The sequence below is a fragment of the Streptomyces sp. NPDC008086 genome, assembly GCF_042957325.1.
Taxonomy (GTDB): Bacteria; Actinomycetota; Actinomycetes; order Streptomycetales; family Streptomycetaceae; genus Streptomyces.
Genome location: NZ_JBIBIA010000019.1, coordinates 1 through 18,216, shown reverse-complemented (window position 1 = coordinate 18,216; position 18,216 = coordinate 1). Strand labels below are relative to the sequence as shown.

Here is an 18,216-nt window from a genome sequence, read left to right as displayed (position 1 = left end):
CTAGGAGATTCTGACCGGGTTGACGACGTCTGCCACGAGTACGAGAAGCGTGAAGCAGACGAAGATTCCTGCCACCACGTACGCCACCGGCATCAGCTTCGCCACATCGAACGGGCCCGGATCCGGCCGGCGCAGCACCTTCGCGGTGTTGCGGCGCAGTGACTCCCACAGGGCGCCCGCGATATGGCCGCCGTCGAGGGGCAGCAGCGGGAGCATGTTGAAGAGGAAGAGGGACAGGTTGAAGCCCGCCAGCAGGAAGACGAACGTCGCCAGCTGCTGCGACGCCGGGATGTCCAAGGTGGCGATCTCGCCGCTCACTCTCGCCGCGCCGACGATGCCCATCGGGGAGTCCGGCTCGCGCGGGCCGTCGCCGAAGGCCGCGTCCCACAGGGCGGGGATCTTGGAGGGCAGGGCCACCAGGGAGTCGACGGCCTCGCCGACCCGGTCGGTCATCCAGGTCACCGAGTCGCCGAAGTCCTGTTTGACGACGCCGGTGGCGGCGCCGAAGCCGAGGAAGCCGGCCCGGACGTAGTCGTCCTTGACGTACGCCCCGCTGGCGTCCTTCTTCACGACCCAGTTGGTGGCGATCGTCGCGTGCAGGGTCAGTTGCTCGCCCTTGCGGTCGACGACGATCGGGACGTCCTTGCCGGCGCTGGCGCGGATGAGGTCGGAGAGGGTGTTCCAGTCGTCGGTGCGCACCCCGCCGAAGGAGACGATCTTGTCGCCGGCCTTCATGCCCGCGGCGGCGGCCGGGGACTTCGCGTCGGACGCCTTGCAGTCGTCGCGGTTCTCCTTCTGGTCGATGACGCACTGGGAGACCGAGCTGACGGTGGTGGTCTGCTGCTGGATGCCGAAGCCCATCAGCACGGTGAGGAACAGGCCCACCGCGAGGACGAGGTTCATGAAGGGGCCCGCGAACATCACGATGACCCGCTTCCACGGCTTGCGCGTGTAGAAGAGGCGGGTCTCGTCACCCGGCTTGAGCTCCTCGAACGCCGCCGAGCGGGCGTCCTCGATCATGCCGCGCCAGGGCGAGGTCGAGCGGGCTTCGAGACGGCCGTCGGGGCCGGGCGGGAACATGCCGATCATGCGGATGTAGCCGCCGAACGGGATCGCCTTGATGCCGTACTCGGTGTCGCCCTTCTTCCGCGACCAGATGGTCGGGCCGAAGCCGACCATGTACTGCGGCACGCGGATGCCGAACAGCTTGGCCGTGGACAGGTGGCCCAGCTCGTGCCAGGCGATCGAGGCGAGCAGCCCGACCGCGAACAGCACTATGCCGAGGATGAACATCAGGGTCGTCATGCACGGGCCTCCGCCGTGTGTGCCGCCAGTTCCTGTGCCCGCCTGCGGGCCCAGGTCTCCGCTTCGAGGACGTCCGCGACGGTCAGGGAAGTTCCCGCGTCCGGGGTGCCGTGCTCCTCCACCACCCGGGTGACGGTCTCCATGATCCCGTTGAACGGCAGTGCGCCGGCCCGGAAGGCCTCCACGCACTCCTCGTTGGCCGCATTGAACACCGCCGGGGCCGTGCCCGCGAGCCGCCCCACGTGGCGCGCCAGGTTGACCGAGGGGAACGCGTCGTTGTCGAGGGGGAAGAACTCCCAGGTCGACGCCTTGCTCCAGTCGAAGGTGGGCGCGGCGTCGGGAATGCGTTCGGGCCAGCCGAGGCCGATGGCGATCGGCCCGCGCATGTCGGGGGGCGTCGCCTGGGCGATCGTGGATCCGTCCGTGAACTCAACCATCGAGTGAACATACGACTGGGGATGCACGACCACCTCAATGCGGTCGAAGGAAATGTCGTAGAGCAGGTGCGCCTCGATGACCTCCAGGCCCTTGTTGACCAGGGTCGCGGAGTTGATCGTGATGACCGGGCCCATCGCCCAGGTGGGGTGCGCGAGGGCGTCCTCGACGGTCACCTGGGCCAGGTCCGCCTTCGTACGGCCGCGGAAGGGGCCGCCGGAGGCGGTGACGACGAGCTTGCGGACGTCCGCGCGCGTGCCGGACGCCAGGGCCTGGAACAGGGCGGCGTGCTCGGAGTCGACCGGGATGATCTGCCCGGGCTTGGCGAGCGCCTTGACCAGCGGGCCGCCGACGATCAGGGACTCCTTGTTGGCGAGCGCGAGAGTCCGGCCGGCCTCCAGGGCGGCGAGGGTGGGCGCGAGTCCGATGGAGCCGGTGATGCCGTTCAGAACGGTGTGGCAGTCCGACGCGGCGACCTGGGTGGCCGCGTCCGGGCCCGCGAGGATCTCCGGGAGCGGCTCCCCCGCGCCGTACTGCGCGGCGAGTGCCTCGCGCAACGCCGGGACGACGTCCTCGCGGGCCACGGCGACGGTCCGCGCCTTCAGCCGGTACGCCTGCTCGGCGAGGAGGGCGACCCGGCCGCCGTTGGCGGAGAGCGCGGTGACCCGGAACCGGTCGGGGTTGCGCAGCACGAGGTCGATGGCCTGGGTGCCGATCGATCCGGTGGAGCCGAGGATCACCACGTCCTTGGGGCCGTCGCCCGCTACGGGGTCGTAGACGAGGTGGGGGTCGGCGAGTGGGGCTGGACTGTCGCTCATCCCCCCATTGTGTCCGCAACGACCGACGGGGAGCACAGGGCATCCCCATCGAGCGGGTAACAGGATGGTGAGGGGTCGCCGCGGGCAGTGACCCCTCACCAGGACCTCACCTGATCGGACGGTGCACGTTCTCCCGCCCGCTCGGGCCCGGTGTCGCGTCCGCGATCCACGGGGAGCCGTCGTCCGACGGGTCGACGATGCCCTGCTCGAGCCACTCGTACGTGCCCGACATCACGCCCTTGACGACCTTGCGGTCGAGGTCGTCGGTGTTGGACCACAGGCGGCCGAAGAGTTCCTCGACGCGCAGGCGGGACTGGCGGCAGAAGGCGTCGGCGAGCTGGTAGGCCTCGCGGCCGTGGTCGCCCTGGGTGCGCAGGTGCTCGGCACGGACGCAGGCCGCGCTCATGGCGAACAGCTCGGCGCCGATGTCGACGACACGGCCGAGGAAGCCCTGCTTGGTCTCCATGCGGCCCTGCCAGCGGGACATGGCGTAGAAGGTGGAGCGGGCGAGCTTGCGGGACGTGCGTTCGACGTAGCGCAGGTGCGGGGAGAGGTCGACGCTCTGCTTGAACTCGCCGTACGCGTATGGCAGTTGCCCCTGGCCGGCGACCAGCTTCGGCAGCCACTTGGCGTAGAAGACACCGGCGCCCGCGCCCGCCTTCGCCTTGTCCTGGAGGGACTTGTCGGGGTCGATGAGGTCGCCGGCGACCGAGAGGTGGGCGTCCACGGCCTCGCGGGCGATCAGCAGGTGCATGATCTCCGTCGAGCCCTCGAAGATGCGGTTGATGCGCAGGTCGCGCAGGACCTGCTCGGCGGGGACGGGGCGCTCGCCGCGGGCCCGTAGCGACTCGGCGGTCTCGAAGCCGCGGCCGCCGCGGATCTGGACGAGTTCGTCGGCGATCGTCCAGGCCATCTCGGAGGCGTAGAGCTTGGCGAGGGCGCCTTCGATGCGGATGTCGTTGCGGTCCTCGTCGGCCATCTGCGAGGCGAGGTCGGTGATCGCCTCCAGGGCGAAGGTGGTGGCGGCGATGAAGGAGATCTTCGAGCCGACGGCCTCGTGGTGCGCGAGCGGCTTGCCCCACTGCTCACGGGCTGCCGACCACTCGCGGGCGATCTTCAGGCACCACTTGCCGGCCGCGACGCAGGACGCGGGGAGGGAGAGCCGTCCGGTGTTCAGCGTCGTCAGCGCGATCTTCAGGCCGGCGCCCTCGGGGCCGATGCGGTTCGCCGCCGGGACGCGGACCTGGTGGAAGCGGGTGACGCCGTTCTCGATGCCGCGCAGGCCCATGAAGGCGTTGCGGTTCTCCACGGTGATGCCGGGCGAGTTGGTCTCCACGACGAAGGCCGTGATGCCGCCCTTGTGGCCCTCGGACTTCGGTACGCGGGCCATGACGACGAGGAGGTCGGCGACCACGCCGTTGGTCGTCCACAGCTTGACCCCGTCGAGGACGTAGTCGTCGCCGTCGGGTACGGCGGAGGTGGCGAGGCGGGCCGGGTCGGAGCCCACGTCCGGCTCGGTGAGCAGGAAGGCGCTGATGTCGGTGCGGGCGCAGCGCGGCAGGAAGGTCTCCTTCTGCTCCTGCGTGCCGAACAGCTTCAGCGGCTGCGGTACGCCGATCGACTGATGGGCGGAGAGCAGCACTCCGATCGCGGGCGAGGCCGAGCCGGCCAGGGCGAGGGCCTTGTTGTAGTAGACCTGGCCGAGGCCGAGCCCGCCGTACTTGGTGTCGATCTTCATGCCGAACGCGCCGAGCTCCTTGAGCCCGTCGATCACGTCGTCGGGGATGCGGGCCTCGCGCTCGATGAGGGCGCCGTCGACCTTCGTCTCGACGAAGTCGCGCAGTTTGGCGAGGAACTCCTCGCCACGCTGGGCGGCCTCGTCGGTGGGCATCGGGTGGGGGTGGATGAGGTCGAGGCGGAAGCGGCCGAGGAACAGTTCCTTGGCGAAGCTGGGCTTGCGCCACTCCTGCTGCCGGGCCGCCTCCGCCACCTGGCGTGCCTCACGCTCAGTGACAGTGGGCTTCGTGGGTGCTGCGGACATGAGGCTCACCTCGCCGCGAATCGGGATGTTGGGCCGTTTGGTTACCGACGGGTGCTACCCGATCGTATGTACCCGATTACGGGCGACCTCACCACCCTGCGCGCGCCCGTTCACCCGATGTCGACGGAGTACGCCTTGGTGTCCAGACGGCCCGTGCCCTTGAAGACCTCCGTGCCGGACTCGATGCCGGAGACGTACTTGTCGTTGCCGAGGAGGTTGCGCCGTACGAGTGCCTGGGTGAAGTCGTCGAGGTTCAGGGTGGCCTCGGTGGTGTTGGTCCGGCGGACGAAGGAGTGGACCTTCCAGCCGATGTCGCCCTCGTAGATGTCCCACCTAGCGCCGCCCAGGCTGACGCTGCCGTACTTCGTGCCCAGCGGGCCCGCGCCGCCCTGACGGTTGAGCCAGATCATCACCTCGTCGGTGGGCTGGTCCTGCCAGTCGGCGGTGTTGTTGGCGTGCAGCCACAGGTCGTGGGCGACGTTCATGGTGCCGGGGTTCGAGCTGACCGAGAACTCCCAGCTCGTGCGGACCGGCTTGCGGTCGCCGACGCGGATCGGCAGTCCGGTGGCCGCCTTGTCGACCTTCCAGCCCCAGTGCCAGCCGAGGACGGAGGAGGCGTACGACTTCACGTCCTCGTCCTTGCCGGTGGCGCTGTTGGCCAGGCTGTAGTCGGTGCCCCAGGAGATCGTCGAGCCGGACCGGGAGTTGTCCCAGACGCACTGGGTGCCGGTGTACTTGCCCTCGTTCCAGAGGTTGTTGTTCAGGTAGTACTTGCCGAGCGTGATCGTGTCGAAGGCCGCGCACTTCTTGCTCGACTCGTCCGCCCGGGCGACGGTGACGCCGGCGGCGGCCGCGAGGGCGACCGCGCCGGAGACGAGGGTCTTCGCCTTCTTGGACAGGCGGGGGCGGCGGTGCTGCATGGGGGGCGGTCCTTCCGGAGGGGTGGATCGGGTTACGTCCCCTCAGTGGCCGCGGCGGCGCCGGAAGGTTGCCGTCGGGCGGCCGGAGTCCCATGCCTCGCGCCCCGTTCCATGGCTCCCCGGGGCCGGTCGTGGTAGGCAGGGACCCGAGCCCCCGGGCAGACCGCCCCGGGCCCGCCGCCTGCCGGGCGGCGGCGTTCTCCGCGCGAGCCGCGGCCGGGTTCGAAAATCGGAGTCGAAGCGCTTCGACAACCTATGGACACCCACCCCCGGTGGAGCTACTGTCGAACCACCCTCACACCCACCCCTGTACGCAGCGCGCACTGTCGAAGCGCTTCACAAAGCTTGGAGAGCTGGATGGTCACCCTCGCCGAGGTCGCCCAGCACGCCGGAGTCTCGGCGAGCACGGTGAGCTATGTCCTCAGCGGCAAGCGGTCCATCTCCGCGACCACCCGGACGCGGGTCGAGCAGAGCATCCGCGAGCTCGGCTACCACCCGAACGCGGGCGCCCGCGCCCTGGCCAGCAGCAGGTCGAACATCATCGCGCTGATGATCCCGCTGCGTACCGACATGTACGTGCCGGTGATGATGGAGATCGCCATAGCCGTGGCCACCACGGCCCGGACGCACGGCTACGACGTCCTCCTGCTGACCGGCGAGGAGGGCCCCGACGCCGTACGCCGGGTCACCGGCAGTGGGCTGGCCGACGCGATGATCCTGATGGACGTCCAGTTGGACGACGAGCGGCTGCCGCTGCTGCGCGGCACCGACCAGCCGTCCGTGCTCATCGGGCTGCCCGCCGACACCACCGGGCTGACCTGCGTCGATCTCGACTTCAAGGCGACCGGCGCGCTCTGTGTGGAGCATCTGGCGATGCTGGGGCACCGCGACATCGCTGTCATAGGCGAGGCCCCCGCCGTCTACGAGCGGCACACCGGTTTCGCCGAGCGCACGCTCGACGGACTACGGCTGCGCTCCCAGGAACTGGGGATGCGGCTGCTGCACCGGCCGTGCGAGGGCGGGTACGACGCGATGGCCGTCACCCTCGCCCGCATCCTCGACGAACGCCCGGGCACCACCGGGTTCGTCGTGCAGAACGAGTCGGCGGTCGAGCCGCTGCTCGCCCTGCTGCGCCAGCAGGGCCGGGCCGTGCCCGAGGACGTGTCGGTGGTCGCCGTCTGCCCCGACCAGGTCGCCGTCCAGGCCTCGGTGCGGCTGACGTCCGTCTCCATTCCCGCGCAGGAGATGGGCCGGCACGCGGTGGAGCAGCTGGTCGCCAAGCTCGACGGCCGCGGGAGCGACGAAGTCGTGCTGATCGCCCCCGAGTTGACGATCCGGGCGAGCACGGGCCCGGCGCCGTCCGCCACCCACCACTGACCGTCCCGCGAACGCCCCCGCACCGCCACCTCACCGTGCCCCTCCCGGGCACCCCCCGTCTGCACCCGCTGCCCTCTTCAGGAGCGCCCACGTGAATCAGCCTGCCGAAAACCAGCCCCAGCCAGGCACGGTCAGCCTCGCGCAGTCCTCCCCGACCGTCGGCACGTTCCGTGAGCGGGACGGCGCGCTGGAGTGGAGCGGCCGTCAGGAGACCCTGCGGGTCGAGCCGTGGGGGCCGGACGCGGTCCGGGTGCGTGCCCGGCTCGGCGGTCCGGTCCTCGACGGGCTGCCCGGCGCGCTGCTGGAGTCCGCCCCGGCGACCGAGTCCACCGTCAAGATCGAGGACGGGCTGGGGGTGCTGACCGTCGGCGCGCTGACCGTCCAGGTCGACGCCGAGGGCCTGATCCGGTTCCTGCGCACCGAGGACGGCACGGAGGTGCTCGCCGAGGAGCGCGCCCACTTCTGGTGGCCGGGCCCGCGGCTCTACACCGCCGTCGGCAACGGCTACCACCGGCTGGAGCAGCGTTTCGCCGCCTACGAGGACGAGAAGCTGTACGGCCTCGGGCAGCACCAGCACGGGCGGTTCGACCAGAAGGGCCTGGTGCTGGACCTGATCCAGCGCAACGCCGAGGTCGGCATCCCGGTGCTGGCCTCCAGCCGGGGCTACACCCTGCTGTGGAACAACCCGGCGATCGGCCGTGTGGAGCTGGCGCACAACGGCACCCGGTGGGTCGCCGACTCCGCCCGGCAGATCGACTACTGGATCACCGCGGGCGCCCCGGCCGACGGCCAGCGCCGCTACAGCGCGGTGACCGGCCGTACGCCGATGCTGCCGGAGTGGGCGGCGGGCTTCTGGCAGTGCAAGCTGCGCTACCGCACGCAGGACGAACTCCTCGAAGTGGCCCGGGAGTACAAGCGCCGCGGTCTGCCGATCTCCGCGATCGTCTGCGACTTCTTCCACTGGACGCACCTGGGTGAGTGGAAGTTCGACCCGGCCGAGTGGCCGGACCCGGCGGCGATGGTGCGCGAGCTGGACGGGCTCGGCATCAAGCTCGTCGTGTCCGTCTGGCCGTCGGTCTCCCCGCTCTCCGAGAACCACCCCGTCATGGAGCAGCGCGGCTACTTCATCGGCACCCAGTACGGCCCCATGGCGCACGCCGACTGGCCTGACAAAGAGGTGGCCTCGACGGTCCAGGTGGCCTTCTACGACGCTACGAACCCCGAGGCCCGCGAGTTCGTGTGGTCCAAGGTCAGGCAGAACTACCTCGACCAGTACGGCATCACGGCGTTCTGGCTGGACGCCTGCGAGCCGGAGCTGAAGCCGGGCTTCCAGGAGAACCTGCGCTACTGGACGGGTCCGGGCCTGGAGGTCGGCAACATCTACCCGGCGGAGAACGCCCGCACCTTCTACGAGGGGCTGCGCGCGTCCGGCGAGGAGGAGATCGTCACCCTCAACCGCTCGGCCTGGGCAGGCAGCCAGCGCTATGGCGCCGCTCTGTGGTCCGGCGACATCGGCACCGACTTCCCGACGCTGCGCCGCCAGATCGCGGCCGGGCTCAACACCGCACTGTCCGGGATCCCCTGGTGGAACACGGACATCGGCGGCTTCCACGGCGGCGACCCGGACGACCCGGCGTACCGCGAGGTGATGGTCCGCTGGTTCCAGTTCGGCGCGCTGTCCCCGCTGATGCGTCTGCACGGCTTCCGTGACCCGGGCATGCCGCTCGGCCCGGAGATGACCGGCGGTCCCAACGAGGTGTGGTCGTACGGCGAGGAGGCCGGCGCGATCCTGGAGCGGTACCTCCGGCTGCGCGAGCGCCTGAAGCCGTACATCCTTCAGGTCATGCGCGAGGCCCACGAGGAGGGGCTGCCGGTGATGCGGCCGCTGTTCCTGGAGTTCCCCGAGGACGAGGCGGCGTGGGCGGTCGACGACGCGTATCTGCTCGGCCGGGACCTGCTGGTCGCGCCGGTGCTGACGGCCGGGGCGACCACCTGGACGACGTATCTTCCGACGGGGGCGCGGTGGACGGACGCGTGGACGGGTGAGACGTACGAGGGCGGTGCGGCCGTGACGGTCGACGCCCCGCTGGACCGCATCCCGCTGTTCCTGCGGGACGGGGCACGGCTGCCTGTAGCGGAGTAGCCGTGTCGAGGGGGCGGCCGGACGGTGGAGGTCTTCCGGTCGCCCTTCCTCCTCCCTTTCATCAACTGCCCTTCATCTCAGGTGAGTTCGGCGCGATAGGGTCCTTCCGTGTCCTCGCCTCCGCTCGCCCTCACCCTCGCCAACCAGCTGCTGCGGCCGGGCTTCGCCTCCCGCCGCAGTCCGGACCGGATCTTCGACCGGATCGTCGCCGAGACGGGCGGGGCGGAGGGCGACAGGCAGTTCGTGGACGACTTCCGGTCACTGCTGGGCTGGTGGGCCGAGGCGGAGAACCTCACGCCGGTCGGCTGGCAGTCGGCGCAGGCCTTCGTGCGCAGGCATCTCGCCAACCGGGCCCGGGTGCGAGGGCTGATCGCCGAGCACCCGGAGATCGAGCGGGAGCCGATCGAGCGGCCCGTGTTCGTGGTGGGCCTGCCGCGCACCGCGACGACGGTGACGCACACCGTGCTGTCGCTGTCGGAGGAGCACCGCGCCCCCTTGCTGTGGGAGCTGCTCACGCCCGGCCCGGAGCCCTCGCCCCGTGCCCGCCGCAAGGCGATCACCGCCGGTCGCCGTATGGTCCAGGGCACCAACCTGTTCGCCCCGCGCTTCCGCGACATCCACCCGATGGCCGCCGAGGGACCGGAGGAGTGCACCTTCGCCCTCCCCCACGCGCTGATGCCGCTGTCGCAGGCGCTGCTCCCGCAGTACGAGGCGTGGTACCGCGAGCGGGACTTCACCGACGACTACCGGTACCTCAAGCAGGTGTTCCAGGTCCTGCAGCACGGCCGTCCGCGCCGCCGCTGGATCCTGAAGTCACCGCTGCATCTGGGCAACCTGGACGCGCTGCACACCGTGTTCCCGGACGCCACGCTCGTGTGGTGCCACCGGGATCCGGTCACCGCCGTGGCGTCGTTCTGCAGTCTGGTCGAGCACGGCATGGCGGTCAGCACCCGGCCGCTGGACCTGCACGGCATCGGAGCCACCTGGTCCGGTCTGCTGAGCACCGCCGTGCGACGCGGCCTCGCGGCCCGTGCCGCCCTCCCCGCCCGGGCGGTGGTCGACGCCCCGTACTCCTGGCTCGGCGCCGACCCGGCCGCGGGCGCTCCGAAGCTCTACGACGCCGTCGGCGCCCGGTGGACCGACGCCGAGGCCGCCCGGCTCGCCGGTGCCGTCGCCCGCCCGAAGGGCACCCGCCCGCACCGCTACGACCTGGCCCGCTACGGTCTGACCCACGCCGAGGTCGAGTCGGCGTTCGCGGACTACAACGCGCTGCGGGCCGAGGTCGACCCCGGCTGAGGTCGACCCCGGCCCTGACGCCAGGTCAGCTGCTGCTGACCGTCAGGTTGTTGGTGTTGAAGTCCAGACCGCCGGACGACGAGGTGATCTCGTAGCCGAACTGGACGTCACCGATGGTCTCGCTGCTGGACATCCAGCCCTTGCCGGCGATCCAGTTGAGGATCGGCTTGATGTCCACGGTGCCGGAGCTGGAGTCGGAGGTCCGCAGGAACGAGTACACGTTGTTGGCGCCGTTGGAGCCCCTGAAGACGTTCCAGGTGTGGCCGCCGAGGCTGACGGTGCCCTGTGACGTGCCGATCGGGCCGACGGCTCCGTTGTAGTTGACCCAGAGCATGATCTCGTGGTCGTAGTCGGTGTCCCAGATGTCGTACGACGTGTTGTAGGCGCCGGACGACGGGACGGTGACGTTGTAGTTGCTGGTGAGCGAGCCGAGGGAGGCGATCGTCTTGTTGATCACCTTCTTGGAGTTGGGGTAGGACTTGATGCCGCCGGTGTTGGGGTGGTTGGCCCAGACACCCCAGTTGGTGCCGGAGTTGGCCCATATGCACTGGCTGCCGGCGCCGGAGCCCCAGATGTTGTTGTAGAGCGTGTAGCCGTTCAGGCTGGTGTTGCCCCACTGGTCGCAGGAGTTCCAGACCGCGGCCGAGGCGGGGGCGGAGGCCAGTCCGACGGTGGCGCCGACGGCCATCGCCGGGGCCAGCACGGCCATGGTGATCTTGCGCAGTGCGCTCTTTGCCATGGTGTCCCTTTCCATGGGTGGGGGGAAATGCGGGGGGATGTGCGGGGAGCTACCACGCCCCCAGGCTGAGGACGTGGTCTTCTCCGGCGACGAGGTCGAGCGGTTGTGCGGTGCTGTCACCGTCGCCGGAGGAAGTCCGGAGTTCGACGCGGACGGTGCGGGACGGCTTGAGGACCGCCGTGGCGCCGTCGCGCGTCCAGGTCAGGTCGACCTCCGCGCCGAACCGGGTGCGGACGCCCAGGAGCCGGCCCTCCCGGAGGGTGGGGGGAAGGGCGGGCAGCAGGACCAGTCGGTCCGGGGTCGACTGCACGAGCATCTCGATCAGTACGGCGGGCAGGGTGTGCGCGGCGTCCGCGTTGTAGACGTCGCGGTTCGGGTAGTGGGCGCTCATCAGGGAGGCGTGGAAGAAGTCGCCACCCAGGACCTGGTCGAGGGCGTGGGCGACCCGGCCGGCGTCCCTGAGGCGGGCCGCGATGAGGGCGTGGTGGAGGTGGCCGTGCGCGGAGTCGTTCTCGGCGCCGCGCAGTGCGAGGGCGCGATGGGCGGCCCTCGCGAGGTCGGGGGTGTCGTACGGGGTGATCTCGTCGAGCGGCCAGACGCCGTAGAGGTGGCTGAGGTGGCGGTGGTCATAGGTGTCCGCGAGGCCGGGCCAGGCCCATTCGGCGAGGGCGCCGTCGGCGTTGATCCGGTGCGCGGGGAGGCGGTCGGCGAGGGCGCGCCAGCGGTCGGCGTCCGGGGTGTCCGGGTGGTGGTCGGCGGCGGTGAGCAGTGCGTGCCGGGCCGCCGAGAGGTCCATGGCGGCGTTGAGCGTGCCCCAGCTCGCGTTGGCCGGGCGGTTCTCGGGCGAGTAGGAGGGGACGACGACCAGATGGCCGTCGTCGTCGGTCCGGGTGAGGAAGTCCTCGTAGAAGTGGGCGACTTCGGCGAGGGCGGCGGCGGTGCGCGGGTCGCGGGTGCCGTGGGTCTCGTCGTGGTCGACGAGGGGCTTGAGCAGCCAGTCGGCGCCAGCGGTCCACAGGTGGAGGGGGTATTCGCGGTTGAAGTGGTAGATGTGCCCGGACTCGCCGTCGGTGTGGGCGGGCGCCACCACGCCCCGGGTGCCGAAGACAGCGCGGGCGTTGTCGCGCCAGTCGGGCAGCTGGCGTTGGATCAGCGTGGCGTGGGCCTCGGTGACCTCGGGGAGGGCGGCGGCCGCGGCGGAGGCGGTCTGGAGGTTGAGGTTGGCGTCGTTGGTGAACGCGCCCGACCACGCGGTGTTCCAGTCGCCGGTCCACAGGCCGGTCAGCCGGGGCGGGAAGAGGCCGCTGGCGGACAGCAGGTGGTAGCGGCCGGCCGCGAAGAGCCGCTCCAGCAGGGCGGCGGCGCCGGGGCGCTTCAGCAACTCGGAGCCTGGCAGAGCCCGTTCGGCCGGGTCGGCGGCGAGGTCGAGGGTGACGCGCTCGTAGGCGGTGCGGTGCAGGGCGACATGGCGTGCGAGGAGTTCGTCGTACTCCGTGGCCGCCAGGTCACGCAGGCCGCGGCCCTCCGCGGTCACGTCCAGTTCGCCGGTGTGGCGCCGGACCCGGGTGAGGAGCAGGACGGACCGGGCGCCCTCGATGCGTGCGCCCGGGGGTGTCAGAGCCGTCGTGCCGCCGGTGACGGCGATCAGGGTGACGCCGGTGAAGGCGCGGTCGCTGTCGGGGTAGCGGGCGCGCAGGCTGAGCAGGGCGCCCTCGGGGGTGAGGGCGGCTCCGTGGCCGACGCCCAGTGCGGCGGGTGCGCCGGGCAGGGCGTGGTCCAGTGAGATGTCGAGGGTGGGGCCGGGGGTCGTGATGCGCTGGACGATGACGTCGTCGGCGCGGGAGACGAAGACCTCGCTGGACCGGTCGGCACACTCCGCGCGGACGACGCCCGTGGCGAAGTCGACGGACCGGCGGTAGCCGTGCCCCTCGTCGGAGGGGCGGCGCAGCCGGATCTGGAAGGCGGGGTGGAAGGGCTGCACCCACTGCAGCGGGCGGCCGTCGGTGAAGCGCTCCGCCGCGGTGTGGTCGCCGGCCAGGAGGCGGTCCTGGAGGGCGGGGAGGTCGGCGGCGAGCTTCGGGGGGCGGGTGTCGCTGCCGTTGGGGCACACCAGGGTGTGATGGGTGACGATGACGCGGTCGTCGTTCGGGTCACCGAACGCGAGGGTGCCGTGGTGGCCGTTGCCGCTGAGGAAGGCGTCCTCCCAGCGGGCGGCGGGCTGCGGTTCCCACGTTCCGTGGGCCGGGGTTCTGGTCATGGCCGCAGTATCACCACGTCGTAGCGGCCGAGGGTGACCCGGTCCGTGACGGACGTCCCGGTCAGCAGGTCGTGGTGGGTGCCGGGCACCTCCACGGTCACCGGCTCCCGGCCGTGGTTCAGCACGAACAGCACCTCGCCCCGGCGTACCGCCTCGACCTGCTCGGGGAGGCCGTCGAGCACCGGACGGACACCCGTGCCGGCCGCGATACGGGCCAGCAGGTCGCGCAACGCCTCCGGCTCGGGGAGGGTGGAGACGTACCAGGCGCGGTCCTTGCGCAGGACGGCGGGCAGTCCGTCGAGTTCGCCGCCCTTGTAGGGCACGGTCTCGTCGGCGGTGCCGTCGGCCTCCAGTTCCTCGGACCACAGCGTGCCGCCGAAGCCCTCGCAGTCGACGGTCTCCCCGGCGTCCAGCGGCCACCACTCGTGCAGCGTGCGGATGCCGAACAGCTCGCGCAGCCGGGCGTCCATGCCGCCGGGACGCACCCGGTCGTCCTCGTCGGCGACGCCGGTGAGGAAGCCGCAGACGAGGGTGCCGCCGCCGCGGACGTAGGCGAGGAGGTTCTCGATCGCCGCGTCCGTGAGGAGGTACAGCTGTGGTACGACGACCAGCCGGTACGCGGAGAGGTCGTGCTCGGGGTGGGCGAAGTCGGTGGTGAGGTGGGCCTGCCACAGGGCGCGGTGCCACGCCTTGAGTACGTCCGCGTGGTCGACCCGCTGGGAGAGGCGGCCGTCCTGGGCGCCGGCCCACCAGGCGTGCCAGTCGTGCAGGACGGCGACGTCGGCGGCGCTGTGCCGGCCGGACACCTCCGGGGCGATCCGCGCGAGGTCGGCGCCGAGTTGCTTGACCTCCTGGTACGTCCGGCCCTCCTCGCCGGCGTGACTGACCATGCCGGAGTGGAACTTCTCCGCGCCCTGCCGGGACTGGCGCCACTGGAAGTAGCAGACGGCGTCGGCGCCGCGGGCGACGGCCTGCAGGGACCACAGGCGGTTGAGGCCGCGGGGCTTGGGGTGGTTGACGCCCCGGGAGTTGACAGGCCCGGCGGCCTGTTCCATGAGCATCCAGGGCCCGTGTGCCTGGGAGCGGGTCATGTCCTGGACGAGGGCGCCGGTCTGGGCGCCGAGCGGGTCGTGCGGGTCGGGGTAGATGTCGACGGAGACGACGTCCTCCTCCCGGGCCCAGCGCCAGGCGTCCTGCCCGAACCACAGCGGCATGAAGTTGCTGGTCACCGGCAGATGCGGGGTGTGCCGCCGGACGATGTCCCGCTCGGCGACGTAGCACTCCAGGAGCATGTCGGAGGTGAAGCGGCGAAAGTCCAGCACCTGGGCGGGATTGCGCATGTAGTGCGGCAGACGGGCCGGCAGGACGCCGTCCCAGGTGTCGTAGCCCTGACTCCAGAAGGCGGTTCCCCAGGCCTCGTTGAGCGCGTCGAGGGTGCCGTACCTCTCCCGGAGCCACCGGCGGAAGGCGGCCGCGGCCTCGTCGCCGTAGTCGTAGGTGCAGTACTCGTTGTTGATGTGCCACATCGTCAGCGCCGGGTGGCCGCCGTAGCGGGCGGCCAGGTCCTCGGTGATGGCGGCGGCGTAGCGCCGGTAGGTGGCGCTGGAGTGCGAGAAGTGCTGCCGGCCGCCCCACCACTCGGTGCGGCCGTCCTCGGTGACGGGCAGGGTGTCGGGGTGCAGCCGGCCCATCCACGGCGGGGGCGAGGAGGTCGGGGTGGCCAGGACGACACCGATGCCGTTGTCGTGCATCAGGTCCATCAGCCGGTCCAGCCAGCCGAACTCCCGCGCGCCCGGCTCCGGTTCCAGCGTGGACCAGGAGAAGACACCGAGGGTGACCGAGTTGACGCCGGCGGCCTTCATCAGCCGGACGTCCTCGTGCCAGGTCTCCTCGGGCCACTGCTCGGGGTTGTAGTCGCCGCCGAAGAGGAGGCGCCCACGGGTGGCGTCGCTCAGGGCTGGCCGCCCTTGTCGCTCGGGCATCAGACGGGCTCCCCGTACTGAACACCGCGCCCGTTGGTGGCGACGTAGACCCGGCCGTACACCCTCGGATCCCCCGTGACGGCGGCGCCGATCCAGCCCCACTGGTGCTGGTCGTCGTTGATCCGCGTCCAGGTCCTGGCCTCGTCGTCGGAGCGGTACACGGCGGTGATCGTCTCGGTCGAGCCGACCAGGTAGACCGCCGGGTAGGAGGCGCCCTCGGCGGCCTTGCCGAAGCCGAGCGTGTACGACGCCCGGCAGCTGCCGACCTTGCTGAAGGTGGCGCCGCCGTCGGTGGAGCGGTACAGCCCGTTCCACTTGAGGCTCAGCCACAGGTCGCCGGACCGGCCCGGGGCGGCGGCCAGCTGGAACTCCTTGTCACCGGACTGCAGACCGGTGGCCCGGGCGGTGAAGGTCAGGCCGCCGTCGGTGCTGGCGTGGAGGGTGCCGGTGGCGGTGTCGAAGGCGTAGAAGAGCTTCGGCTCGACGGGGTCCGCGACGATGACGGCGCCCTTCGGCAGAGTGGCGACCTCGGCCCAGGTGGCACCGTTGTCGGCCGAGCGCCGGGTCGGGTACAGGGTGCCGTCCCAGTGCGCGAAGGACCACAGCAGCGCACTGCCGTCGGCGTTGGTGACGATCGGCCCCGGCGCGTCCTTGGCGATGGCGGGCTGTGCCTCGAAGGGCGCCCAGGTCCTGCCGCCGTCGTTGGAGTAGGCGCCGTTGCCGTGGTCGCCCCAGCCGGCCCGGACGACGTACGACGGCTTGGCCGCGGCCTGGGAGAGCCCGGTGGCCGACCCGAAGACCGGGTTCGAGGCCATGCCTTGCGAGGGCGATGCCGTGAGCGACTCGTGGTACATCACGCCGATGTCGCCGTTGCCGCTGATCAGGTGCGCCGCTCCGGCCGGGGGCGAGAGCAGCTGACGGACGGACGTCTCCTCCAGGCCGCGGATCTGCGGGGCCCAGTTCTTCAGGTCGCGGGTGCCGTAGAGGGTCGCGCCGGTGCCGTAGACGATGTGCTTCGAGTCGTACGGGTCGATGCCGACCGCCTGGATCCACCAGCCGAACTTGGGCGCGTCGGCGCCGAAGGTCAGGAAGGGGGTCTCGGAGACGTCGAGGACGGCCCTGTCCTTCAGGGACGTCCAGCTGCGGCCGCCGTCGGTGCTCCGGTACAGGGTGTCGACCAGCGCCCAGCGGTTGTTGGTGGAGACGACGACGGTCCCGGGGCATCGGGCGTCCACGGCGACTCCGCCGTAGGCGAAGGTGTCGGTCCCGCCGTCGTCCGTCGCCCCGCCGGGCTTCACCGGCGTGACCTCGGTCCACTTCCCGTCGGTGGTCCGCAGCTTGTGCACGCTGCCGTCCGACTGCCCGTTGGGGCCGGGCGCGTTGCCGTACGTCACGTACAGCTCACGCGTGTGCCGGTCGTACGCGGCACGGATCGGCACCTTGGCCGCTGCGCCGGTGGGCTGCCCGGGGACGGCCTCCCAGGTCGTGCGGTCGGACGTGCGGTACAGGTTGGGCCGGCCGGCGGTGCCGTCGGAGTCGCCCCAGCCGGCGTAGACGGTACGGCCGGCCGCGACCAGCAGCGTGACGCCCTGGCCGGTGGCACTGGGCACGGCCGGGAAGCTCACCGCCTGCCAACTGGCGCCTCGGTCGGTCGACTTGAGCAGTCCGTCGTGCCGGGTGCCCAGCCACAGCGTGTCACTGTCCCGCGGATCGACGAGCAGCCGCTCCCCCGCACCCCGCCCGTCCTCGTTGGCCCCGAGCTTCACGGTCAGGTCGGTGCGCTTCCAGGTGGCACCCCGGTCCTCGGAGCGCAGCACGGCTCCGTTGCCGGCCCAGGACTGGGCGTACGTGCCGAGGGAGAGGTAGACCCGGTTCGGGTGCGCGGGGTCGACGGCCATGGCCTCGACGCCGAGCAGGTTCCAGTCGTCCCACCCGAGATGATCGGTCAGCGGGATCCACTGGCCGGTCCGGTCGTCCCAGCGGTAGGCGCCGCCGATGTCGGTTCGGGCGTAGGCGAGACCGCGGACGGAGGGGTGGAAGAGCACGCCGGTGACGAATCCGGTGCCGCCCATGACGGCGGTCCGCCAGCGGTAGGCCCCACCGGCGGCGGCAGCGGGCGGCGCGGCGAGGGCCGTCTGCCCGGCAACGGACGGAAGGGCGGTGAGCGCGGCGGCGGCCGCGGTGCCGGCGAGAACGGTTCTTCTGGTGGGGCTGGACGCATGCATGACACATACCTCGTTGCTCTGAAAGGAAGGGGAGGGGAGCGCCCCTGAAGGGGCGCGGGGAACTGCGCGACCAGCCACGACCAACCCGCAGCCGCCAAACAACCGATGCACCCCGTTGAGTGGGCGCCGATCAGCCCTTGACCGCGCCCGTCAGCATGCCCTTCTTGAAATGCCGCTGGACGAAGGGAGAAGCAACCGCGACAGGAATGAGCGCGAGGACCATGACCGCCATCTGCAACCCGAGCGAGGAGAGTTGCCCCGTACGCACCGCCTGCTGAAGCCCCGTCGGCGCCTCGGTGTTCTTCTGCACCAACTGAATGAGCACGTTCTGCAACGGCATCATCTGCTGGTCCGTGAGATAGATGGACGCGTTGAACCAGGCACTCCAGTACCCGACCGCGTAGAACAGGGAGATCACGGCCAGCACAGCCCGCGAAAGCGGCATGATGATGGTCAGCAGAATCCGCAGGTCACTGGCCCCGTCGATCCGCGCCGACTCGGTCAGCTCGGGCGAGATCCCCATGAAGAACGCCCGCAGCACCAGGATGTTGAAGACACTGACCGCGCTGGGAAGGATCAACGACAGATACGTGTCGGTCAGCCCGAGCGACTGCACCAGCAGATACGTCGGAATCAGCCCGGCGCCGAAGAACATCGTCGCCATCATGGTCATCAGGA

General features: G+C 71.0%; 12 protein-coding genes. 3 read left to right on the top strand and 9 right to left on the bottom strand.

Features of this window, described 5'->3' with window-relative positions; genetic code table 11:
- From ACFZBP_RS40635 to ACFZBP_RS40620, 4 genes are all read right to left on the bottom strand, one after another.
- Nucleotides 1-1,293 (bottom strand): M50 family metallopeptidase, encoded by a 1,293-nt coding sequence (locus ACFZBP_RS40635; protein ID WP_383459922.1) that lies wholly within the window; start codon nucleotides 1,291-1,293, stop codon nucleotides 1-3.
- Between the two features lie 8 nt (nucleotides 1,294-1,301).
- Nucleotides 1,302-2,558: a 1-deoxy-D-xylulose-5-phosphate reductoisomerase gene (gene dxr, locus ACFZBP_RS40630; protein ID WP_391420945.1), complete on the bottom strand. Its 1,257-nt coding sequence runs from the start codon at nucleotides 2,556-2,558 to the stop codon at nucleotides 1,302-1,304.
- A gap of 106 nt (nucleotides 2,559-2,664) precedes the next feature.
- Nucleotides 2,665-4,599, bottom strand: a complete 1,935-nt coding sequence (locus tag ACFZBP_RS40625) for an acyl-CoA dehydrogenase family protein (RefSeq protein WP_383459913.1) — start codon at nucleotides 4,597-4,599, stop codon at nucleotides 2,665-2,667.
- Between the two features lie 110 nt (nucleotides 4,600-4,709).
- Nucleotides 4,710-5,519, bottom strand: a complete 810-nt coding sequence (locus ACFZBP_RS40620) for an endo-1,4-beta-glucanase (protein ID WP_391420944.1) — start codon at nucleotides 5,517-5,519, stop codon at nucleotides 4,710-4,712.
- Nucleotides 5,520-5,876: 357 nt separating this feature from the next.
- Between ACFZBP_RS40620 and ACFZBP_RS40615 the strand changes: the two genes are divergently transcribed.
- From ACFZBP_RS40615 to ACFZBP_RS40605, 3 genes are all read left to right on the top strand, one after another.
- Nucleotides 5,877-6,896 (top strand): LacI family DNA-binding transcriptional regulator, encoded by a 1,020-nt coding sequence (locus tag ACFZBP_RS40615; protein ID WP_383461168.1) that lies wholly within the window; start codon nucleotides 5,877-5,879, stop codon nucleotides 6,894-6,896.
- Nucleotides 6,897-6,987: 91 nt separating this feature from the next.
- Nucleotides 6,988-9,039: a TIM-barrel domain-containing protein gene (locus ACFZBP_RS40610; RefSeq protein WP_391420943.1), complete on the top strand. Its 2,052-nt coding sequence runs from the start codon at nucleotides 6,988-6,990 to the stop codon at nucleotides 9,037-9,039.
- Nucleotides 9,040-9,147: 108 nt separating this feature from the next.
- Nucleotides 9,148-10,335 (top strand): sulfotransferase, encoded by a 1,188-nt coding sequence (locus ACFZBP_RS40605; protein ID WP_391420942.1) that lies wholly within the window; start codon nucleotides 9,148-9,150, stop codon nucleotides 10,333-10,335.
- Nucleotides 10,336-10,360: 25 nt separating this feature from the next.
- On the opposite strand, the gene ACFZBP_RS40600 is transcribed toward ACFZBP_RS40605, so the two are convergent.
- The 5 genes from ACFZBP_RS40600 to ACFZBP_RS40580 form a co-directional block, all read right to left on the bottom strand.
- Nucleotides 10,361-11,074: a hypothetical protein gene (locus tag ACFZBP_RS40600; RefSeq protein WP_391420941.1), complete on the bottom strand. Its 714-nt coding sequence runs from the start codon at nucleotides 11,072-11,074 to the stop codon at nucleotides 10,361-10,363.
- Between the two features lie 49 nt (nucleotides 11,075-11,123).
- Nucleotides 11,124-13,331, bottom strand: a complete 2,208-nt coding sequence (locus ACFZBP_RS40595) for a glycoside hydrolase N-terminal domain-containing protein (RefSeq protein WP_391420940.1) — start codon at nucleotides 13,329-13,331, stop codon at nucleotides 11,124-11,126.
- Nucleotides 13,328-15,313, bottom strand: coding sequence for a beta-galactosidase (locus ACFZBP_RS40590; RefSeq protein ID WP_391420939.1), 1,986 nt, complete (start codon nucleotides 15,311-15,313; stop codon nucleotides 13,328-13,330). The genes ACFZBP_RS40595 and ACFZBP_RS40590 overlap by 4 nt, the downstream gene beginning before the upstream one ends.
- Nucleotides 15,313-17,538 carry a 1,4-beta-glucanase gene (locus ACFZBP_RS40585; RefSeq protein ID WP_391420938.1) on the bottom strand — a complete coding sequence of 742 codons (2,226 nt, stop codon included), beginning with the start codon at nucleotides 17,536-17,538 and terminating at the stop codon, nucleotides 15,313-15,315. The genes ACFZBP_RS40590 and ACFZBP_RS40585 overlap by 1 nt, the downstream gene beginning before the upstream one ends.
- Nucleotides 17,539-17,668: 130 nt before the next feature.
- On the bottom strand, nucleotides 17,669-18,216 hold a 548-nt coding region (locus ACFZBP_RS40580), incomplete at its 5' end, for an ABC transporter permease subunit (protein WP_391420937.1).